The organism is Streptomyces echinatus (assembly GCF_014203595.1).
GTDB lineage: Bacteria > Actinomycetota > Actinomycetes > Streptomycetales > Streptomycetaceae > Streptomyces > Streptomyces echinatus.
The window spans coordinates 135,818-155,242 of sequence record NZ_JACHJK010000016.1; the positions used below are offsets into that span (position 1 = coordinate 135,818).

A 19,425-nucleotide genomic window follows, 5' to 3' on the forward strand; every position below is an offset into this window, starting at 1 on the left:
TCCGATTCCTCACCGGTGGCGGCCCGGTCATGCGCCAGGGTGCGCTCGGGGCGGCCAGATTGATCCGTCCGGGTGAACGGTGCCGCTTCGCGGGCCCGTGCCGGACACGGAACGGGGGTCGGAGAACGGGTGGGCGGGCGCGGCGGCTACGGGGCGCTTTCGGCGAGTCGGGCCAGTGCGTCCGCGGAGTCGGGAGCCAGCCGGTAGAAGCCCTGCAGGCTGACCGAGTGCTCCAGGCGGCCGTCCACCACGTACTTCAGGTTGCGGGTCCGGCCCCGGCGGTTGCGCCAGGTGAGCGTCGCCAGCAGGTCACCGGGTATCCGGGTGTCGAAGCGCACGGGGGTGGCGTCCACGTGCACCGCGCTCGCTCCGCAGCCGCCGGCACCGAGCATCGACCAGTCACCGTGTCCGGGGAACGACGGGGCCTGCCAGGTCGCCGGGGCGGTGCCGCAGCAGTCGGCTCGTTCCATGTCGATCACTCGCATCCTGGAGACGACGAACACCTCGCAGCGGTTGACGTGCAGTGCGTACACCTCGTCACCGGCACGGGCGCAGGACCAGGCTGGCAGGGACGTGTGCACGCCGGAGAACGCGACCGGCGGCCGCTCGCCCACGCGCCCCGCTCTGCGCAGCGCTCGGCACGTGTCCTGGGTCCACAGGACGGTGAAGGCATCAGACATGCGGTGATCCTATGAACGAGGACTGACAGCCGCTGCGCGGCTCCGGCTGCGGAACCGGGCCGCCGCAGCGGCGGTCGACGACAGATCGACAGATCGACACGCCGACAGGTCGGCGGAGCAGATCGTTCAACCCGCTGCCGACGCAGCGCACTTGTCAGTCGACGGCCGGATCTGCCGGTCAGTCACCGTCGCTCACCCGCCCTCGTACACCGATGCCTCCGGAAACCCTGAGGCGAACGCCTGGTGCTCGGGTCCGGTCTCCTCGCGGGCGGCCTCCCGGAAGAGGCGGATCAGTTCCCGCCGGTCCTCTTCAGGTGCCTGGTCCAACCGCCTCAGCCACGATCCCCGCTGTCCGGTGACCCCGCGCGGGGCGAGGCCTGGCGGGTGGCCCGGCGCCGGGCCCTGCACCTCGTGCTGGACGCGATCGCCGCGTCACGGTGGGTGGACGCGCTGGTACTGCGGGGCGGCGTGCTGATGTCGGTGTGGCTCGGCGACGCCGCTCGCGAGCCGGGTGACCTGGACTTCGTCGTCGTACCCCCCACCTGGCGGATCGACGACGGCCGCACGGACGGGATGCTGCGCGGGATCGCCACCGCGGCGCAGGCGCCGGCCGACGCGCGGGGAGGCGAGATCGGGATCTCGGCGCGGGGCGCGGTGGTCGAGGACATCTGGACCTACGACCGGGTCCCGGGCCGCCGCATGCTACGAGCTGCTGCACGAGGTGTTCCGGCTGTCGGGCGAGTGGCCGTACCCCCACCGCGAGAGAATCCTGCTCGAAGACGTGGCGCAGGCGGTCGGGTATGGGGGGGGTGGGACCACTTCGTCACCGAGTACCCGCGGTTCGCGGACGCCGAGCGGGAGTACGCCGAACGGCTGGTGCGGGCCGTGACCCCGACGTTCGATGGCGTCGCCGGCTGATCCGGCTCACACCGCTTCCCGTTCGGGGTGCGACCGCCCGCACGCGGCCCTGGGCCCCTGCGTTCAGGCGGCCGGCTTCACGGTCAAGTCGCCGTTCGTCGTCGACAGATCCAGGCGGAACCTGCCTGACGGGTCGTTCTCGAACGCCACGTGCTTGTCGCCATGGGAATTGTTCGCCGAAACGCGGTAGCCGGCGGGCGGGGCCGTGACCGTGAGGCCGCCGTTGGTCGTGCGGGCCCTGATGTTCTGCGGGACGGCCGTCCGGATCGTCACCTCGCCGTTCGATGTCTGCGTGTCGATGCCTCCGCCCTTGACACCCTTCACGTCGACGGCACCGTTGGACGTGCGCAGCTTCACCGGGCCCGTCGCGTCGGTCACCGCGATCTCGCCGTTGCTCGTGTGCACGTCGACCACGCCGACACCGGTCAGCGCGAGAGCGCCGTCGGACGTGCCCCCCGTCACCGGGAGGCCGGCAGGCACTTTCACGATGTAGTCGACGCCGCAGTCCTCTCCGCAGCCGGAGAGCGTCAGGACACCGTCGGTGACGTGGAAGGACGTGCCACTCGGCTTGTCACCGCGATAGTTGACCCTGCGGTGCACGGAGATCGTGGAGGCGTCGGCCGAAGCGTCCACCTTCACGCCCCCGTTCTCGTTGTCGAGTCGGATCGAGGTGACTTTCCGAGACACCTCGGCATCGTCCTCGAAGGTCTTCTGGCTGAGGGCTGAGCACGCGGACAGCCCGCCGACGGTGAGAGCGGCCAGAGCCACTCCGGTCAGAGTGCGCGTCAGTGGGCGTCGCATGGAAATCCCCCGTGTGGAGCGAGTCGAACGGTGATCAGTCACCACGATCCTACGCAGCCGCACTCCGGCCCCCACGGGGGAAAACCCCCCAATTCCCGGACCGGGCCGCCCCCTTGCGAGGAAGCCGGCTCAGCTCCGGCCCTCCGCCGCCGTGGTGGCCCGTGACCGCTTCACCCGCGCCCTGCCGCGATCCCGTGCGTTCCAGCACGCGCGGTGCCAGTGCCGCCGCTCCTGCGCACCCTGGTGCTCACGCCATGCCACCACATGCGGGACGCCGGAGGGGATCGTCTGTTCACAGCCGGGGCAGCGGTACGCCTTGCCCCCGGCGCCCGCCACCTGCCGCACGGCCCAGTCCTCGCCCCGCCAGACGCCCGACGACTCCTCGGGAGACCGTCCGCCGCGGAGCCGGCGCAGCATGCGCACACACCATGGGTACAGGGACGTGGAGGCCGCCCAGGTCAGCGATACGACCAGCAGAACCGCCACGACTGCCTGCGGCCACCCCCAGCGCGCCAGCCAATGCCCCATCCGCGCCGCCGGATCACCGCCCGCCGCGGGGTCGACGGGCAGTGTGCCGGTCCGTGCCCACTGCGCGGTGAAGGCGGCGAGCACCACCCCCAGAAGGGTTCCGAGAGTCACCCGCAGGGCGACGACCGCGCGGGAGACGTGGGTGGCGACGGTGCCCGGCGCCGCGCCCATCACCTCGGCCGTCTCCGCCTGGGTCAGTCCCAGCGCCTTGTTGCACCACACTGACGTGCGCTGCCGGGGCGGCAGGGCGGTGAGCGCCGCGCCGAGGTCCAGGCGCAGATCGGCCGCGGCGCACGGGTCGGCGGTGCCGGCGGCCGTCTCCAGCCGTACGTCCGCGTCCAAGGACGCGTAGCCCTGGCCGCCGAGGTAACGCCGCTGCGCGTGCCGGACCTCGTTCTTGATGGCCGTGAAGAGGTACGGGCGCAGCCGCTCGATCGGCCCGGGGCAGGCCAGCACGCTCGTGAGGGCGTTGTGCACGACGTCCTCGGGATCCGCCCACGACCGTGGGACCCCCGAGTCGCACAGCCGCTTGCGGGCGAAGCCGACCATCTGCCCGCGCCGCTCGGTGACCAGGGCCGCGAGCGCCTCGGCACGCCGGGCCCTGCGCTGTTCATCCATGCCGCTCCTGCCTCCCCTCGCGTGCGCTGAGCTTACGGCCGTCCCGTTCCCGCTCGGCCCGTACGAGTTCGGCCTTCCCGGCCGCTCGGAAGCGGTACGCGATGCTTTCCAGCACGCTGGTCAGTCCCGGCGCGAACAAGAGCACCAGATACACGGCGACGCCCAGGCTGGTCGTCTCCACCGAATTCACCCCCCGGTCTGCGGCCTTCGAGCGCCTCACCGTGAAGCGGCGGCCGTACACACCCCCCACAGCCGCCCGGCCCCCGGATTCTTGACACGACGACCAAGATTTTCTGCCGAGGGCCCGTGCGGGACCGGCCCGGGCCCGCCTGATCCGGAGCCGCTTGGGTGCCGGACACGGCGGGAGCTGCCGGGTCAGGTCGTGGTGGTGGGGCCGGGGGGCAGGTGGACGGTCATGATCAGGTGGCAGGTGTCGTCGCCCGCGCCGCGGTAGGTGTGGGTGACGTCGCCGCGGAAGGCGGCGGTCTGTCCGGCCCCGACGGGGTACTCGGTGCCGTCGACGACGAGGGTCATCCGGCCGGCGGTGACGCTGACGGTCTCGACGACGTCGGCCTGGTGGGGGTGGCTGGGGTACTCCTCGCCGGGCTCCAGCGTCCAGCGCCGGACCTCGGTGGGCGCCGGGCCCGTGGTGGTCAGCATGAGCCGGGCCTCGCCGCCGTGCTCTCCCTTCCACAGGGGCATGACGGCGGCTCACCGACGGCACCTGGGAGCCCGCCGGCGAGAACGACCCGCGCATCGAGGCCTGGTACACCGCCTACCGCTCCTTCGGCACCAACCCCCGCCGCATCCGCCCCAGCGTCGACGCCCTCGGCCGGCGCATGACCAAGAAGGGCGCACTGCCGCGGATCAACCCGGCCGTCGACTCGTACAACGCCGTCTCCGTCCGGCACGGCCTGCCCGCCGGCGCCTTCGACCTCGACCACGTCACCGGGGACATCGAGATCCGGTACGCGGACGGGCGACGAGAAGTTCACTCCGGGCCGCTTCGTCGGGTACCGGATCCTCCGCGCACCGGCCGGGGGACGGTGACGGGGTCATCACGGCGATGTCGTTTTTTGCATGTTGGATGACATTGCCGACGCACGATCCTGGCCATAGCGTCATAGGCGCAGGTCACCGGACCGATGCGTGCCGGCCCCAACTCCCCCCTCACAGGTGGTACTCCATGCCCAGAACGACGCAGCGTCAGCTCGATTCGTTAGACGAGACGCCGGCCGAGCCCGTACGGGGTCGTCGTGCCGTCCCCGGAAGGTCCCGGCCGACGATGATGCCGCTGCGGTCAGCCGTCGCGCTGTGCACCGCAGCCGTCCTCGCGGCCACCGTCGCCGGGTGCGGCGGCGGTTCCGAGGCCGCCGCACCCGGGAGCGAGCCGTCGGCGCCCGTCGCCCGGGCGAACGTCGCCGAGGACACCACGACGCTGAGGCAGCTCAACGGCCTCGACGAGACCCCGGCCGAGCTGTCCGACGCGACGCTCATCCTCGTCGACTACCAGAACACCTACACCGACGGCGTGATGGAACTCGACGGCTGGCAGCCCGCGGTCGACAACGCCGAGGCCCTGCTGAAGCGGGCCCGCGAGGCGGGCACCCCGGTCATCCACATCGTCGACAAGGGCTACGACCTCAAGTCGAAGGCCGGTCGGATCATCCCGGCGCTCAAACCCGTCAAGGGTGAGCCGGTCGTCGTGAAGAGTGTTCCGAACGCGTTCCACGACACCGGTCTCGCCGAGAAGGTCAAGAAGGCCGGGCACAAGAATGTGATCGTCGCCGGGTTCATGACCAACATGTGCGTGCTGTTCACCGCACAGGGCGCCTTCCTCAACGGTTACCGGCCGACCGTGGTCGCCGACGCCTCGGCCACCCGGCCGCTGCCGCTGAAGGGCAGCCCGAACGGCATCCCCGCGAAGCAGGTCCACGAGGCCGCTCTCGCCACGGTCCAGGACCTCTACGGAGTCGTGGTGCCGTCGCAGAAGTCCCTGACCTGAGAACGGCGTCCGGTCGGCCGGCGCTCTCCCCACGATCGAAACCACTTCCGGGCCTCCCCCACGCCTGTCCCCCCACCCTGAACTCCCCCCACATCTTTCCCCCCACCCCGCAGAAACCGATCACTCACCATGGAAAGACGGGGCATGGCAACTCGTAGAGGATTTCTGGGTACCGTTTCGGCAGCAGGGGCAGCCACCTTCCTCACACAGACACAAGCGGCCACCAGCGCGTCGGCCGCACCGGCCGCGACCGACGAGAAGGCGGCACGGGACGCGATACGCAACGTCAACGCCGGAATGCGCTCCAACTACGCGACTCTCAAAGCCGAGTTGGTCAAACACCTCAGCCCGGTCATCATCGTTCAGAACAACGCCGTCGGCGGGCGTTTCACCCTGATCAACAACGGGGTGCGGGTCGAGACGGTCGACCCGGTTCCCGAGTACTTCGAGCTGGCCAAGTCCATCGCCCACATTCCCCTGGGCATCTACTCCGTGCTCGCCGCCTACCTCGGCGACCAGGTGCCCAACATCCCCAACGCGGAGCGCATCGACCCGCACGACCTGGACATGGTCGCGTTCAAGACCCCGGGCGACAAGGGCTGGATCACTCCGCTGAACACCTACCGGACCACGCTCGGTTCGGCTCTCACCAAGCTCCCCACCGCGAACCTCCCGGACGACCTGTACACCTCCTGCGACAAGATCCTCACGGAGGCCGTCAAGTTCATCGACGCGATCGTCAAGGCGCAGTCGTTCGACATGGTGACGTACAACCGGTTCGCGGCGAGCGTCTACCCGTCCATCCGCGTCAACATGACCTTCGCCGCCACCGCGCAGATCACCGGCATCGAGGGGCTGATGAAGCGGTGGCGCACGCTGATCGGTGAGCAGGCGTGGAGCGACCTGTACGTCACGGTGCTGTCGATCTGGACGACGTCCGAACTGAACCAGGCGTCCATCATCATCCGCCGCACCATGAACCAGGCGAAGGTGGCCACCCACCTGATCGACCTGCCCACCGTGGAGACCCCCTCGGACCCGATCGCGGTGGCCCTGGACAACCTGGCGCGCATCGTCCAGGACAACGTGGCCGCCGAGATGGTCTTCAACGCCGACCTCGAAGTCGCCGATGCCCTCAAGGGCAAGGAAGACCTGTTGTCGGACGAGATCCTGAAGCAGATCGGCGGTACGGCGCCCGCCGCCGGGACGGCCGCCTTCGGCACGGCGGCGGCCGCGGGGGCCTGCCCGGTCACCGGGCGCACCGCAGCCGTGTAGTCGGCCGCAGCCGCGATCACCGGACGCCCCCTGGCTCCTCGCGGGTCAGGGGGTGCGGCGGCCTGCGCACCGCACGGAGGCACGCCCCTGGCGCGAGCGTCGCGGCGACTCCGCCGGGCCGGATCAGCTTTCCAGTGAGGACACCGGAACCTTGGGCTGGTCGGCTCCGGGACGGTCGGGGATCGCCGGGGCGGACGCGGGAGCCGGAAGCGCGAGGGCGGGCCGGGCCCCTCGCGGGGGCAGCGGGGAGCCTGCGGTCGTGCGTCGCGGCCGCACCCCTCGGCCGTGCAGAAGCCCGAGGACGATCGCCGTGCCGACGGCGATCAGATGCTCGCGGCCGGCCAGGTTGGGAACGGCGAAGGACTCCCACACCATCGAGCCGCCGGTCAGCGTGAACAGCACGGGCGCGCGCCGGATCACGGCGAGGTAGGTGAACAGGCCCACGACGGCCGCGGAGGGACCGGTGTCGAGCACATGCCCGGCCTCGGGCGGCAGTCCGAACCCCCACAGCCCGGGCCCCGTCGCGACCATCAGCCGGGCGGTGAAGGTGCCGGCCAGGGTGGCGGCGTAGGCGACCGCCAGCGTCCTGGCCCGGCCCAGGGTCAGTTCGGCGAGGGCGAAGGCGAGGAAGAGCTGGGTGATGCCGCCCCACACCGGCAGGTCGAGTGCCGGGACGTACAGCGACACGGGGGTGCGCAGCAGGGACAGCCACAGCGGCAGGTCGGCCTGGACACCGCCGAGCCGCCGCACCCACACCTCTCCGGCGGGGTGCTGGGCGATGTCGTGGAAGAGGATCACGCCGAACGCGGCGACGAACGCCAGCAGCAGCCCGGACGGTCCGCGACGCGCGAGCCGCCGCACCGGTTCGACGACGATGGAGTGCCACTCGGCCCGCAGCGTGCGCCAGGTGAACCGGGCGAGGCGCGCGGGAAGCGGGCGGACGCGCGCGGTGGGCCCGTCAGGGGTCATGCGACGCGGCAGCCCATCACCGTCGGCTCCCCCGTCATGCGCCTCTCCCCCCTGGCCTCGCTCCCGGTGGTCCGACCGGGCGAGGCGTTTGTCCGTCATCGGTTTCTTTCCGTCACCATCGTACGGATGTACGGATCACGACCCTGGTCAGGGACAGTTCAGCGAGCCGGCAGGCAGGGGTCAAGTTCCGTGGCGCACCCCGCGGGTGTGGGAAGACCCACAGGCGCGTGGCGCGAAAAATGGAGGTCATGCAGGCAACCCGCGCCCTCGCGTTTCCGTCCCCGGCCGGGCCGTCCTCGGCAAACGTCGAGGCGCGGCCGAGGCGAGGCGAGGCGGGGCGCGCCTTGACTTCGTGTGCGCTCCAACTCGTAGCGTCACGGACAGCGCGCAGGCCCCCGGGCCCGGCCTCTCCCACGGGATGCCGGGCGCCGGAATCCGTCGCTAGATGGAAGGAGGCCTTCGCGCCCGGGAGAACGACGAACGAGTGTGCACGAAAGGACCTCCCATGCAGAAGCGCAGCCTGCGGGACCTCCAGGTATCGGCCATCGGCCTCGGATGCATGGGGATGTCCGCCTTCTACGGCACCGCGGACCAGGAGGAGGGCGTCGCGACCATCCGGCGCGCCCTCGACCTCGGCATCGACTTCCTCGACACCGCGCAGGTCTACGGCCCGCTCACCAACGAGTCGCTGGTCGGCGAGGCGATACGCGGGCACCGCGACGAGTACGTGATCGCGACGAAGTTCAACTACCGCATGGACGACGCCGTGCCCGGCGACATGAGCACGCTCGGCCGCCAGGACGGCTCGGCCGAGCACGTCCGCAGCTCGGTGCACGGGTCGCTGGAGCGGCTGGGCACCGACCGCATCGACCTCTACTACCAGCACCGTGTCGACCCGGACGTGCCCATCGAGGAGACGGTCGGCGCGCTGGGCGAGCTGGTCGCCGAGGGCAAGGTGCGGTACATCGGGCTGAGCGAGGCGAGCGCAGAGACCATCCGGCGTGCCCACGCCGTCCACCCGGTCACCGCCGTGCAGAGCGAGTACTCGCTGTGGACGCGGGACGTGGAGGCCGAGGTGCTGCCGGCCTGCCGGGAGCTGGGCATCGGGTTCGTGCCGTACTCGCCGCTCGGCCGCGGGTTCCTCGCGGGCCGCTTCACCTCGCCCGACGAGCTGGACGAGAACGACTTCCGCCGCAACAATCCGCGCTTCACGGAAGCCAACCTGAAGGCGAATCTGCGGCTGGCGGAGAAGGTGAAGGAGATCGCGGCGGAGAAGGACGTCACGCCGGCCCAGCTGGCCATCGCCTGGGTGCTGGCGCAGGGCGAGGACCTGGTGCCGATCCCGGGAACCAAGCGGCGCAGCTACCTGGAGCAGAACGCCGGTGCGGTCGGCATCGAGCTGACCGAGGAGGACCTGGCCCGCATCGACGCGGAGCTGCCCGAGGTGGCGGGTGAGCGGTACGACGAGGCGGGGATGCGGGCGGTGAATCGCTAGCGGTCGCTGGGCGGGCCGTCGCGGGACGTGAGTGCGGAGCGTTGCCGGCGGGCGTCCGCGGGTGCGTCGTGGCCGGTCGCGCAGTTCCCCGCGCCCCTTTCGAGGCGATCCGGTCGGCCCCCTTCTGATACCGGCCGGTGCGGCTGGCTGCCGGTGGGCGTGGCTTGGGGCGTGGTTCCTCGGTGTCCGTTTTGCAGGGTTTCCCGGCGTGGTGTTGGTCACGTGCGGTGGCCCTTCACAGGGCCGGGGCGGGACTGTCCGGGAGGGGCTGTGAGGAACCCCACGCGTCGGTCAACCGGCGTGTGGGCCAGGTGTGTTCGGGGCTTCGGGGCGGGGCGGCGGACGTCTGGGCGGTGGTCGGGGCGACCCGTCTGCCACGATGGTCTTCGCCCTGACCAGGCGGCCCGGCCGTGCAGCGCAGCCGGACCGAAGGGATCCGCCGGTCACTCCCCCTCTCGGTTGTCGAGTACCTCTCCGTGGCCTCTTCCTCTGCCCTGCCCACGTCCACGCCCCCCACCGCCCCGGCCTCGCGTTCGCCGTGGCGGTCCCTGCGCCACCGGAGCATGCGCTGGTGGTCGGCGGCCAACCTCGTCTCCAACGCCGGTACCTGGATGCAGCTCACGGTGCAGAACCTGCTCGTGCTGCACATCACGGGCTCGGCGGCGGCGACCGGTCTGTCGATGTCCGTCCAGGCGGCGCCCGCGCTGTTCGTGAGCCTGCTCGGCGGCGCGGCCGTGGACCGCTGGCCCCGGAAGCTGACGGTCGCCGTCAGCCAGGCCCTGCTCGGCGCGGTGGCCTTCACGACGGCCCTGCTCGTGGCGCTGGACCGGATCGACCTGACGGTGCTCATGGTGCTGGCGGCCGTGACCGGCATCATCGCCACCGTCGACGGGCCCGCCTGCGCCCTGCTCGGCAACGATCTGGTGCCCGTGGCGGACGTGCCGTCCGCGATCGGGGTGGGCGCCCTGGTGCACAGCGCGGGCCGGCTGGCCGGCACCGCCCTGGCCGGGATGACCGTCGCCTTCCTCGGCACCTCCGCCGCCTACGCCGCCAACGGGCTGTCGTTCCTGTTCGTGGCGTCGGTGGTGCCGTTCCTGCGCCCGGCCCCCGGGGCCGCACAGGAGCCGCCGGCCGAACCCCGGAAGGCGCCGGCGTGTGCGGGGATGACCGTGCGGGAGGGCCTGACCTTCTTCGTGCGCAGGCCCCGGCTGGTCGCCCTCGCGGGCATCACCGGGATCAGTTCCGTCTTCGGCCGCAACTACGGCCTGACCCTCGCCGTCCTCGTCACCGGGCCGCTGGCCGGCGGCGCCGGGGCGTTCGGCACGGTCTCCACGGTGCTGGCCGTCGGCGGCATCCTCGGCGCGGTCCTGGGTGCCCGGCTGCGCAGGCCGTCGGTGCGGACCGTGGGCCTGCTGGCGGCGGCGGGCGCGCTGCTCCAGGTCGTCGCGGGACTGTCGCCGTCGCTGGCCGTGCTGCTGGTGCTGGTGCTGCCGATGGCGATCGTGGAGTCCGTGTCCGACACCGCCGGTACGGCCGTGCTGCAGACCGATCCGCCGCCGCATCTGCGCGGCCGGGTGCTCGGGGTGTGGGCCAGCATCGGCACGGTGTGGGGCCTCGGCGGGCCGCCCTTGCTGGGTCTGCTCATGGAGTGGGCCGGGGCGCGCGGCGCCCTGGTCGCGGGCGGGCTGCTGATCGCCGGGTCGATCGGCGCGGGCCTGCTGGTGCGCCGTCGCGGCGGCACGGTGGCCCTGACGCCGGCCCCGAAGTGCGGCGACGTGACCGGCCGGGAGGCCCTGGGCACGGCGGCCTGAGCGGCCCCGTCCGGCGTCAGCCGGACCGGCCGGGCAGGTGGTACACGTGGAAGGCCTGCCCGATCACCGGCTGCGCGACATTGCGCACCCGGACGCCCCCGCTGGTCATGCCGTGCTCGGTGCCGGCGTGGGCGTGGCCGTGCACCGCGAGGTCGGCGCCGCCGGTGTCGATGGCCTCCGCGAGCAGATAGCTGCCGAGGAACGGATAGATCTCCAGCGGCTCCCCGGCCAGGGTGTCCGGGACGGGCGAGAAGTGGGTCAGCGCGATCCGCACGTCGCAGTCCGACTCCTCCAGGTCCTTCAGGGCTCCGTGCAGCGCGTCGGCGCACCGGCGGGTGTAGCGGACGAACTCCTTCATGAGCGGTTCGCCGAACTCCCCGGCGCAGCGGCCCACGAAGCCGCCGCCGAAGCCCTTGGTGCCGGCGACGCCGATCCGGGCGCCGTCGGAGGTGACGACGGCGGCCTGCCCTTCGAGGACGTGTGCGCCCGCGTCCCGGAGGATCGCTGTGACTTCCTCGGGACGTTCGTCGTGGTGGTCGTGGTTGCCGAGCACGGCGACGACGGGCACCTGGAGGTCCTTGATCTCCCGGGCGACGATCGCGGCCTCCTCCGGTGTTCCGTGCCGGGTGAGGTCGCCGGCCAGCAGCAGGACGTCGGCGCAGCGGGGCAGGGTCTCGAAAGAGGGGCGGAGCGTGCCCTGGCTCTCGGGGCCCATGTGGATGTCCCCGACGGCCGCGACGCGGATCATGTCAGGTCCTCTCCGTGGTCGGGCGAGGAGGTACCGGCGATGAGCAGGTCGCTGTGGACCGGATGCCCCGCCAGTTCCTCTCGGGCCATGCGCAGGATGTGGTCCCGGCACTGGGTGGACGGCACCGTGCCGGTCAGCAGGACCGCGTCACCGCGCAGCTCCAGCCGCACGCCCAGTTCCCCGAGATCCGAGGAGGCCAGGTGGTCGGCGAGGTGGGCGACGAGGTAGTCCAGGTTCCCCTCCGCCGACGGGGGCGGTGGGCTGGTGTCGGTCATGGCTGCCCCTTCCGGGCGTCGATGACGTTCAGCCGTTCGAGGAGGAAGAGGAAGGCGGCGGGCATGGGCTGGTCGCCGCAGGCGGCGCGTACCACGTCCCAGTCGACCTTCTCGCGGACGGCGCGGACGACCGGCAGGACCGATCCGAAGTCGCAGTAGTGCTCGGAGAAGGCGCTGATCAGGCTGTGGATCAGGTCGGTCGGGCACAGTACGGGCATGAGCACCGAGTCGACCGGCAGGACATGGGCCCGGTCGAGCATGTCCCGGGTGACGGGCTGGTGCGCCAGCTCGAAGATGATGTCGACGTTCTGCCCGTGGCAGGTGGTCTTCAGCAGCCAGTCCTCCGGTGGGACGCGCACGTCGAGGCCGGCCTCGCGCAGGGTGCCGGCCACCGCGTCGGCGTCGTCGGGGAGGATGGCGAAGTCGGCGTCGTGCTGGAGGTAGCGGCTGCCGCCGTGGGCGTAGACGGCCACGCTCCCGGCGAGCGCGAAGGGGTGTCCGGCGCGTTTGAGGATGGCACCGATCTGCTTGGCGGCCTCCAGGATCGCCTGACTGCGGTCCTGTGGCAGTGCCGTGGGATCCGCGGCGGACGACGCGCACGCGCACGCCCCCCGGCCGGGCCCGTCCGAGGCGAGGCGGAGTTCGGTGACCTCCGATCGCCGGAGGGGCGCGGTTTCCTCCCCGTTCTCCGTCATGACCTCTCCATTCGGCACCCTTCGGCCCCGGGCGGCCGGAGCGGCCCCGGGGCAGTACGGGTACCCGGCGCGCTGCCACCGACACAGCGCGCGGCGGGCCTCAGTCCTCGACGACGAGCGCCGGGGTTCCGGCGGTGAGGACCTGCCCGCGGAAGAAGGCCGGGCTGCGGCGCCGCGTCACCAGCATGATCACCAGGCCGAGGAGCAGCAGGCCGACGCCGATGACGAAGACGGAGCCGACACCGAGGACGGCGGAGCCGCTGCCGTATGCCGGGTTCCCCATGTCGTACAGCGTCTTGCCGAACACGGCGGTCAGCAGCAGGCCGCCGAGGACCGGGAAGAGGCCCTTGAAGAGGGCGTCGCGGGCGGAGCGGGTGAGGTCGTGGCGGAAGAACCGGGCGCAGGCGAACGCGGTGAGCGCGTAGTAGAAGCAGATCATCAGGCCGAGGGCGTAGATCGTGTCGACCAGGACGTGCTCGCTGAGGAGTGACATGACGGCGTAGAAGACACCGGTGGCGGCGCCGGCGGTGACGGTGGCCCGGCCGGGGGTGCGGAACCGCTCGTGGACGCGGGCGTAGGAGGCGGGCAGCGCCCGGTACGTCGACATGGCGAGGACCGTGCGGGCGACCGGGATGAACGTGGTCTGCAGGCTGGCGGCGGCGGAGGCGAGGACGGCGGCGAAGAGCAGGATGCCGAGGGCGTGGCCCATGACCGGGCCGGCCAGGGCGGCGAAGACGTTGTCGGAGGTCGCCGGGTTGGCCAGGCCCAGTCCCTCGGTGCCGGAACCGACGGCCATCTGCGCGGCGACGGCGGTGGTGAGGTAGGAGCCGACCAGGACGACCATCGCGATCAGGGCGGCGCGCCCGGGTGTCTTCTCGCTGCCGATGGTCTCCTCGTTGGCGGTCAGGCAGGTGTCCCAGCCCCAGTACATGAAGATCGACAGGGAGAGGCCGGCGCTGAAGGACGCGAAGGACTTCACCGCGAACGGGTTCAGCCAGGACCAGGAGAAGTCGGCGTGGCCGGGGAAGGAGCCGGTACGGGCCTGGTGCAGGGCGAGGACGACGAAGAGGGCGAGCACCACGAGCTGGAGTCCCACCAGCGCGTACTGCACGCCCTTCGTCGTGGTCATGCCGCGGTAGCTGACGGCCGTGGCCGCGGCGATCAGGCCGAGACAGGTCAGGATGTGGACGGCCTTGTCGCCGTCGAGGTCCGCGACCGCGCCGCTGCCGGTGATCGCGCCCGCCAGGAGCCAGAAGTAGGAGGTGGCGACCCCGGCGAGGTTGGACAGCACGATCACGGTGGCGATGACCAGGCCCCAGCCGCACATCCAGCCGACGTGCGGGCCGAACGCCTTGACGGTCCAGGTGAAGGAGGTGCCGCAGTCGGGCACGGCCTTGTTGAGTTCCCGGTAGGCGAAGGCGACCAGCAGCATCGGCAGGAAGCCGGCGAGGAACACGGCCGGCATGTGCAGGCCGACCTCGCCCGCGGTGGAGCCGAGCGTGGAGGTGAGGCAGTAGACCGGGGCCACGGTGGAGACGCCGATGACCGCGCTGCCCAGCAGGCCGATGGAATTTCCGCCGAGGCCCTTGCCCCGTACTCCGTCACCGGATGCCGTGTCGTGGGCGTCCGGCCTCATCGCCGTCTGTGTCATGACACAAGACGCTAAATGCTGCGATTTCGGTAGAGGGTGCCACAGAACGCCTCACCGAGAACCTTAGTTTCGCAGGCCATGCAGTCATATCAACCAGTATTTGAACGGAGGATTACGCTAATCGATCCATTGTATGAAGGCAAAACGATCACCGTCCGGTATCCGGGAATCGAAGAGCCACCCGGAATGCCCGATTCTGATTCTTCCGTGTGACGTACGCCGCTTCCGGGCGGGCCCGGCGGTGAGTGGCCGCTCCACCTGCCCGGGCGCACGCTGGTAGGCATGGAACCCCGGGTCCGGCGCACGGGCCGGTGGCGGCCGTGGCAGTCGGCCCACGCGCTGCTGCTGTTTCCCGTCGCGCTCATCGTGGTGATCACGGTGGTGGACCTGCGCACCCCCAACGACATCCACCTCGGGCCGGCCCTCGTGATCGCACCCGCGCTCACGCCTTCCTTCGCCGGGCCCCGGACCACGGCCGGCGTCGGCGCGCTGGCGGTCGTCGCGCAGATCTTCATCGGTATCCATCACGGCGGGATCGGCACGACGAACCACGTCGTGCAGATCATCACCCTGTCGGTCCTGGTGGTGCTCACGATCGTCTACAGTGCGCTGCGCGAGCGCCGCCAGGCCCAGCTGGCGCAGGTCCGCACGGTCGCCGAGGCCGCGCAGCACGTCCTGATGTGGCCGCTGCCCGAGCAGATCGGCACGCTGCGGATCGCCTCGCTGTACCTGGCCGCGGAGGACGAGGCCCAGATCGGCGGGGACCTGTACGCCACGACGCTCAGCGACGGCGCCGTACGGGTCCTGATCGGTGACGTCCGCGGCAAGGGGCTGCCCGCCATCGGTGAGGCGGCGCTGCTGCTCGGCGCCTTCCGGGAGAGCGCGCACCGGCACATCCCGCTGGCGGACCTGGCCACCGCGCTGGACCAGAGCATCACGCGTTACGCGGCCGAGCTGGAGTCCCCCGAGGAGGAGGGCGAGCGGTTCGCCACCGCACTGCTGGTGGAGATCCCGGACAGCGACCCCGTCACCCGGATGACCAGCTGCGGCCATCCGCCGCCGCTGCTGCTGAGCCCCGGCCATGTCGTCACCGTGCCGAGCCTGCACCCGTCGCCGCCGCTCGGGGTCCACAGCGGCACCGACCACACCCTGGACGTGTTCTCCTTCGAGCCCGGTGACACGCTGCTGCTGTACACGGACGGGGTCGTGGAGGCCCGGGACGAGCGCGGCCGGTTCTATCCGCTCACCGACCGGGTGGCGCGGTGGACCGACGACAGCCCCGAGGCGCTGATGCACCATCTGCGGCGCGATCTGCTCGCCCACGCCGGCGGCCGGCTCGGCGACGACGCCGCGCTCATCGCGCTGCACCGCACTCCCACCGAGCGCCGTCGGCACCACGTCCGCGCCGACACGATCCGGCAGGGGTGAGCCGCCCCCGCGCCGGGGAGCCACCCCGGCACGGGAGAGCCGCCTTCCCACGGGCACGGCAGCCCCCACCCCGGCACGGGAAAGCTCCCCGGGGGGAGCCGCCCCGGCACGGAGAAGACCCCGCGCACCCGCTCGGCCTCCGACGTCGGCGCCGGCACCGGCACCGGCACCGGCACCGACGTTCAGCCGGCTTTGCGGCAATGTTCAGTTCGGAGGGTGGCCCGGCCTGCCGAGGCGTTGCGAGAATCTGCGGCGCCTCGACAACAGGGAGCCCCCGTGCGTCACTTGACCTCCGCGCTCGCCGCCGCCCTCGGCGCGCTCACCCTCGTCCTCACCGCGCCGGGCGCCGCCGGTGCGAGCGTCCTGCGGCTGCTGCCGCAGAACGCCGACGGCCTGGAGCAGACCTTCTCCCCCGCCTACGACTACGACGGTGACGGCTGCTACGCCACGGCCGCCATCGGCGGCGACGGAACGATCAACCCGGGCCTCAGGCTGGGCGGCGACGTCAACGGCCACTGCCACGACCCCGCCCAGCTCGCCAACGCCAACACCTACTCGCGCGAGAAGTGCGACAACGGCTGGTGCGCGGTGATGTACGCCAGCTACTTCGAGAAGGACCAGGCCACCCTGGGGCCCGCGGCCATCGGGCACACCCACGACTGGGAGCACGTCGTGGTGTGGATCAAGGACGACACGGTCCAGTACGTCTCGGTGTCCCAGCACTCCGGCTACCAGGTGGCGAACCGGTCCGCGGTGCGCTTCGACGGCACCCACCCGAAGATCGTGTACCACAAGGACGGCGCCTCCACGCACTGCTTCCGCTTCGCGAACACGAACGACGAGCCGCCGGAGAACGTCACCGGCGGCTGGTTCTACCCGCGCCTGGTGGGCTGGAACGGCTATCCCGCGGGCTACCGGGACAAGCTGCTGAGCGCCGATTTCGGCGCGGCCACCATCAAGATCAAGGACGGCGACTTCCAGTACGCCCTGGCGCACTCCATGCCGTCGGGCATCCCCTTCGATCCCGGCGCCTGACCGGCGGGCACACGCGCCGCCCCTCCCGACCCGAGTGAGGTACCCGATGTCCGCACGACACCCGACCGTACGACACCTGCCCGGACGCCCGGCGGTACGGCGCCTGCTCGCCGGCCTGGCCCTGCTGCCGGCGCTGCTGTCCCCGGTGACCGCGCACGCGGCACCGGGCGGGCACGCGAAGGCCCGCTTCGACCTCCAGGCGCACCGCGGCGGCCTCGGCCTGACGACCGAGGAATCCCTGGAGGGATTCGGCAAGGCGATGCGGCTCGGAGTGTCCACGCTGGAGCTGGACACCCAGATCACCAAGGACCTGAAGGTGGTCGTCAACCACGACCGGCAGATCAGCGGCGTCAAGTGCCGGGACACCGGGCCGGTCACCCCCGGCGACCCGATGTACCCGTATGTCGGCAAGTACCTCAAGGACCTGACGCTGGCCCAGGTCAGGACGCTGGACTGCGGCTACCGGCAACTGCCCGGCTTCCCGGAGCAGGAGGTCGTCGAGGGATTCCGGATGGTGCAGCTCAAGGACGTGCTCAACCTGGTCAGGCGCTATCACGCGTGGGGCGTGAAGCTGAACGTCGAGACCAAGGTGGAGGCGGGCGCCCCCGAACAGACCGCGCCGCAGGAGGTGTTCGTCCGCCGGGTGTACGAGGAGATCCACCGCTCCGGCATCGAGCGGCAGGTCACCATCCAGTCGTTCGACTGGGGCGCGCTGCGGGTGATGCACCGGCTGGCGCCGAAGTGGCCGCTGGTGGCGCTGACGAACTACGACTTCCTGGAGGTCGGCCGGCCCGGTGCGTCCCCGTGGCTGGGCGGGATCGACGCGGACGACTACGGCGGGGACTTCGTGCGGGCGGCCGCGACCCTGCCCGGCGTGACGGCACTCTCCCCCAACTACGGTTTCCCGCAGAGCGGCAAGGTCGGCGACCCCGGCTTCCGGTTCTACGCCGACGCGGCGATGGTCGGGGAGGCGCACGCCCGCGGACTGAAGGTGGTCCCGTGGACCTGTGACGATCCGGCGACCCTGGAGGCGCTGATGGACCTGGGCGTCGACGGGATCATCACCGACTACCCCGACCGGGTACGCCGGATCATGGCCGGCCGCGGCATGCCGCTGCCGCGGCCCTATCACCCGCACGGCCGCGGCTGACCCGCGTGGCGGGTGTGAGCCCCGCCCCGAATGGGGCGGGGCGGGGCCCACATCCGGTGTACCCCCGGGTCAGCCGGCCGGCATCAGGTCGGTGATCTTCAGGGTCTGCAGGCCGCCCTGGGCGGACGGCACCGCGGCGGCACGGGGGCACGGCTCGCTTGAGGCACCCGCGAGGGCGGGCGTGACGGCGGCGAGGGTGAGACCGGCGGTCGGGGCGGCGGCGACGAGAAGGGTCTGACGGCTGCTCACGGACATGCGTCTCATTCCCCCGGCATACGTACCGACCGGGTTGATCCCGGCCTTCGGCGGACCTTAAGACCGGATTTCCCACGGCCTGGTTCCGCTTCTTCGCCTTTCTTTCCGGACAGGAGCCGGTGGACGGCGAACGGGGACGCCTGCACGTGCTCGGGGGCTCTTCGTACGGCCGGGGCGGGGCCGAGGTCCGGGAGGTGGGTCGGACCCCGGCCCCGGGTCTGTCACGGCTTGCGGGCGACCGCGCCGTACATGGCGATGTCCTCGTCCCGGATGCCCTGCTCGCCGTTGCCGTCGGGGTGCCACTTGTGCACCTGGACGATGCCGGGCTCGGCCAGCTCCAGGCCCGTGAAGAACTCGTGGGCCTCGTCCAGCGTGCGCAGCCGCATCGGCATATTGCGCGCGGCGTACTCGCGGGCGACCCGGCCCACCTCCTCGGGGGCGAACTCGGCGGTGCCGATGGACATCGCGAGGTAGCTGCCGGAGGGCAGCGGCTCCAGCAGCCTGCGCACGACGCCGACCGCGTCGTCCGCGTCCAGCATGAAGTGCACGATCGCGATCACGGTGAGGGCGACGGGCCTGCTCAGGTCCAGGGTCTCGCGCAGCTCGGGGGCGTCCAGGATGGCCGCCGGATCACGGAAGTCGGCCTCGACGTACGCGGTCCGGCCCTCGGGGGCGCTGGCCAGCAGGCCCTGGGAGAGGGTGAGGACGATCGGGTCGTTGTCGACGTAGACGACCCGCGACCCGGGGGCCACGGACTGGGCGATCTCGTGCAGGTTGGGCGAGGTCGGGATGCCCGTGCCGATGTCCAGGAACTGGCGCATGCCCGCCTCCTCGGCGAGCCAGCGCACGGCGCGGTTCATCCAGTCGCGGTTGGCGCGCATATGGACCGGGAGCGCGGGCCACTCCCGGGCCATGGCGTCGCCCGCTTCCTTGTCGGCGGGGTAGTAGTCCTTGCCGCCGAGTATGTAGTCGTAGATGCGGGCGGAGTGGGCGTTCTCGGTGTCGATACGGTCGGCCGGCCATCCGTTGTCGGGCAACGCCGTGTCTCCCATTCGAGTCGGGGGTCGGGGCTCGCGTCAGCGAGTGCG

At 71.6% G+C, this 19,425-nt stretch carries 20 protein-coding genes and 3 pseudogenes; 9 read left to right on the forward strand and 14 right to left on the reverse strand.

Annotation, left to right across the window (positions count from 1 at the left end; genetic code table 11):
* Positions 1-146 precede the first annotated feature (146 nt).
* The gene (locus FHS34_RS34490) at positions 147-680 is read right to left on the reverse strand and encodes a hypothetical protein (RefSeq protein ID WP_184972890.1); all 534 of its coding nucleotides are present in this window, start codon (positions 678-680) and stop codon (positions 147-149) included.
* Positions 681-872: 192 nt separating this feature from the next.
* Positions 873-1,007 (reverse strand): hypothetical protein, encoded by a 135-nt coding sequence (locus FHS34_RS43565; protein ID WP_263978356.1) that lies wholly within the window; start codon positions 1,005-1,007, stop codon positions 873-875.
* Positions 1,008-1,064: 57 nt separating this feature from the next.
* Here FHS34_RS43565 and FHS34_RS34495 point away from each other — a divergent pair, with 57 nt between their 5' ends.
* Entirely contained in the window at positions 1,065-1,598 is a 534-nt protein-coding gene (locus tag FHS34_RS34495) for a nucleotidyl transferase AbiEii/AbiGii toxin family protein (protein WP_225817388.1), read from the forward strand.
* 63 nt (positions 1,599-1,661) lie between these two features.
* On the opposite strand, the gene FHS34_RS34500 is transcribed toward FHS34_RS34495, so the two are convergent.
* The 5 genes and pseudogenes from FHS34_RS34500 to FHS34_RS34520 form a co-directional block, all read right to left on the reverse strand.
* Positions 1,662-2,366, reverse strand: a complete 705-nt coding sequence (locus FHS34_RS34500; RefSeq protein ID WP_225817389.1) for a DUF4097 family beta strand repeat-containing protein — start codon at positions 2,364-2,366, stop codon at positions 1,662-1,664.
* Between the two features lie 162 nt (positions 2,367-2,528).
* Positions 2,529-2,816 carry an Rv1322 family protein gene (locus FHS34_RS34505; protein WP_372478559.1) on the reverse strand — a complete coding sequence of 96 codons (288 nt, stop codon included), beginning with the start codon at positions 2,814-2,816 and terminating at the stop codon, positions 2,529-2,531.
* A gap of 231 nt (positions 2,817-3,047) precedes the next feature.
* A pseudogene (locus FHS34_RS34510) lies at positions 3,048-3,545 on the reverse strand (RNA polymerase sigma factor); the annotation flags it as partial.
* Positions 3,538-3,726, reverse strand: a complete 189-nt coding sequence (locus tag FHS34_RS34515; protein WP_184972894.1) for a hypothetical protein — start codon at positions 3,724-3,726, stop codon at positions 3,538-3,540. The gene FHS34_RS34515 and the pseudogene FHS34_RS34510, both read right to left, overlap by 8 nt.
* Positions 3,727-3,920: 194 nt before the next feature.
* Positions 3,921-4,253: pseudogene (locus FHS34_RS34520) on the reverse strand (cupin domain-containing protein); the annotation flags it as partial.
* Between FHS34_RS34520 and FHS34_RS34525 the strand changes: the two are divergent.
* The 3 genes and pseudogenes from FHS34_RS34525 to FHS34_RS34535 form a co-directional block, all read left to right on the forward strand.
* Positions 4,250-4,525 (forward strand): annotated as a pseudogene (locus FHS34_RS34525) (phenylalanine--tRNA ligase beta subunit-related protein); the annotation flags it as partial. The pseudogenes FHS34_RS34520 and FHS34_RS34525 sit on opposite strands and share 4 nt — an antisense overlap.
* Positions 4,526-4,830: 305 nt before the next feature.
* A complete protein-coding gene (locus FHS34_RS34530) occupies positions 4,831-5,550 on the forward strand; it encodes a cysteine hydrolase family protein (protein ID WP_184972896.1) in 720 nt (239 codons plus the stop codon).
* Between the two features lie 144 nt (positions 5,551-5,694).
* Complete coding sequence (locus FHS34_RS34535) at positions 5,695-6,825, forward strand: hypothetical protein (RefSeq protein ID WP_225817390.1); 1,131 nt, start codon at positions 5,695-5,697, stop codon at positions 6,823-6,825.
* Between the two features lie 123 nt (positions 6,826-6,948).
* On the opposite strand, the gene FHS34_RS34540 is transcribed toward FHS34_RS34535, so the two are convergent.
* Positions 6,949-7,794: a hypothetical protein gene (locus FHS34_RS34540; protein WP_184972898.1), complete on the reverse strand. Its 846-nt coding sequence runs from the start codon at positions 7,792-7,794 to the stop codon at positions 6,949-6,951.
* 505 nt (positions 7,795-8,299) lie between these two features.
* On the opposite strand from FHS34_RS34540, the gene FHS34_RS34545 reads away from it, so the two are divergent.
* The gene (locus tag FHS34_RS34545; RefSeq protein ID WP_184972900.1) at positions 8,300-9,289 is read left to right on the forward strand and encodes an aldo/keto reductase; all 990 of its coding nucleotides are present in this window, start codon (positions 8,300-8,302) and stop codon (positions 9,287-9,289) included.
* 563 nt (positions 9,290-9,852) lie between these two features.
* Complete coding sequence (locus FHS34_RS34550; RefSeq protein WP_245002515.1) at positions 9,853-11,100, forward strand: MFS transporter; 1,248 nt, start codon at positions 9,853-9,855, stop codon at positions 11,098-11,100.
* Between the two features lie 16 nt (positions 11,101-11,116).
* Here FHS34_RS34550 and FHS34_RS34555 read toward each other — a convergent pair whose 3' ends face one another.
* From FHS34_RS34555 to FHS34_RS34570, 4 genes are all read right to left on the reverse strand, one after another.
* On the reverse strand, positions 11,117-11,848 hold the full coding sequence (locus FHS34_RS34555) for a metallophosphoesterase family protein (protein ID WP_184972902.1): 732 nt from the start codon (positions 11,846-11,848) through the stop codon (positions 11,117-11,119).
* On the reverse strand, positions 11,845-12,123 hold the full coding sequence (locus tag FHS34_RS34560; protein WP_184972904.1) for a BON domain-containing protein: 279 nt from the start codon (positions 12,121-12,123) through the stop codon (positions 11,845-11,847). The genes FHS34_RS34555 and FHS34_RS34560 overlap by 4 nt, the downstream gene beginning before the upstream one ends.
* The gene (locus FHS34_RS34565) at positions 12,120-12,818 is read right to left on the reverse strand and encodes a hypothetical protein (protein ID WP_184972906.1); all 699 of its coding nucleotides are present in this window, start codon (positions 12,816-12,818) and stop codon (positions 12,120-12,122) included. Before FHS34_RS34565 ends, FHS34_RS34560 begins: the two co-directional genes overlap by 4 nt.
* 100 nt (positions 12,819-12,918) lie before the next feature.
* Positions 12,919-14,469 carry an APC family permease gene (locus tag FHS34_RS34570; protein ID WP_184972908.1) on the reverse strand — a complete coding sequence of 517 codons (1,551 nt, stop codon included), beginning with the start codon at positions 14,467-14,469 and terminating at the stop codon, positions 12,919-12,921.
* 282 nt (positions 14,470-14,751) lie between these two features.
* Between FHS34_RS34570 and FHS34_RS34575 the strand changes: the two genes are divergently transcribed.
* The 3 genes from FHS34_RS34575 to FHS34_RS34585 all read left to right on the forward strand — a co-directional run bounded on the left by FHS34_RS34575 (position 14,752) and on the right by FHS34_RS34585 (position 18,082).
* Positions 14,752-15,897, forward strand: a complete 1,146-nt coding sequence (locus FHS34_RS34575) for a PP2C family protein-serine/threonine phosphatase (RefSeq protein ID WP_184972910.1) — start codon at positions 14,752-14,754, stop codon at positions 15,895-15,897.
* 276 nt (positions 15,898-16,173) lie between these two features.
* On the forward strand, positions 16,174-16,932 hold the full coding sequence (locus FHS34_RS34580; RefSeq protein ID WP_184972912.1) for an NPP1 family protein: 759 nt from the start codon (positions 16,174-16,176) through the stop codon (positions 16,930-16,932).
* A gap of 46 nt (positions 16,933-16,978) precedes the next feature.
* Positions 16,979-18,082, forward strand: coding sequence for a glycerophosphodiester phosphodiesterase family protein (locus FHS34_RS34585; RefSeq protein ID WP_184972914.1), 1,104 nt, complete (start codon positions 16,979-16,981; stop codon positions 18,080-18,082).
* Positions 18,083-18,151: 69 nt separating this feature from the next.
* On the opposite strand, the gene FHS34_RS34590 is transcribed toward FHS34_RS34585, so the two are convergent.
* Positions 18,152-18,331 (reverse strand): hypothetical protein, encoded by a 180-nt coding sequence (locus FHS34_RS34590; RefSeq protein WP_184973017.1) that lies wholly within the window; start codon positions 18,329-18,331, stop codon positions 18,152-18,154.
* 227 nt (positions 18,332-18,558) lie between these two features.
* Positions 18,559-19,374: an SAM-dependent methyltransferase gene (locus FHS34_RS34595; RefSeq protein WP_184972916.1), complete on the reverse strand. Its 816-nt coding sequence runs from the start codon at positions 19,372-19,374 to the stop codon at positions 18,559-18,561.
* Positions 19,375-19,425: the final 51 nt, after the last annotated feature.

What these genes read in the sequence shown, in the direction of transcription:
- FHS34_RS34545 (WP_184972900.1), top strand. Translation starts at nt 8,300, where the DNA reads ATGCAGAAGCGCAGCCTGCGGGACCTCCAGGTATCGGCCATCGGCCTC.
- FHS34_RS34535 (WP_225817390.1), top strand. Translation starts at nt 5,695, where the DNA reads ATGGCAACTCGTAGAGGATTTCTGGGTACCGTTTCGGCAGCAGGGGCA.
- FHS34_RS34575 (WP_184972910.1), top strand. Translation starts at nt 14,752, where the DNA reads ATGGAACCCCGGGTCCGGCGCACGGGCCGGTGGCGGCCGTGGCAGTCG.
- FHS34_RS34555 (WP_184972902.1), bottom strand. Translation starts at nt 11,848, where the DNA reads ATGATCCGCGTCGCGGCCGTCGGGGACATCCACATGGGCCCCGAGAGC.
- FHS34_RS34505 (WP_372478559.1), bottom strand. Translation starts at nt 2,816, where the DNA reads ATGCTGCGCCGGCTCCGCGGCGGACGGTCTCCCGAGGAGTCGTCGGGC.
- FHS34_RS34540 (WP_184972898.1), bottom strand. Translation starts at nt 7,794, where the DNA reads ATGACCCCTGACGGGCCCACCGCGCGCGTCCGCCCGCTTCCCGCGCGC.
- FHS34_RS34565 (WP_184972906.1), bottom strand. Translation starts at nt 12,818, where the DNA reads ATGACGGAGAACGGGGAGGAAACCGCGCCCCTCCGGCGATCGGAGGTC.
- FHS34_RS34550 (WP_245002515.1), top strand. Translation starts at nt 9,853, where the DNA reads ATGCGCTGGTGGTCGGCGGCCAACCTCGTCTCCAACGCCGGTACCTGG.
- FHS34_RS34560 (WP_184972904.1), bottom strand. Translation starts at nt 12,123, where the DNA reads ATGACCGACACCAGCCCACCGCCCCCGTCGGCGGAGGGGAACCTGGAC.
- FHS34_RS34490 (WP_184972890.1), bottom strand. Translation starts at nt 680, where the DNA reads ATGTCTGATGCCTTCACCGTCCTGTGGACCCAGGACACGTGCCGAGCG.
- FHS34_RS34530 (WP_184972896.1), top strand. Translation starts at nt 4,831, where the DNA reads ATGATGCCGCTGCGGTCAGCCGTCGCGCTGTGCACCGCAGCCGTCCTC.
- FHS34_RS34570 (WP_184972908.1), bottom strand. Translation starts at nt 14,469, where the DNA reads ATGACACAGACGGCGATGAGGCCGGACGCCCACGACACGGCATCCGGT.
- FHS34_RS34585 (WP_184972914.1), top strand. Translation starts at nt 16,979, where the DNA reads ATGTCCGCACGACACCCGACCGTACGACACCTGCCCGGACGCCCGGCG.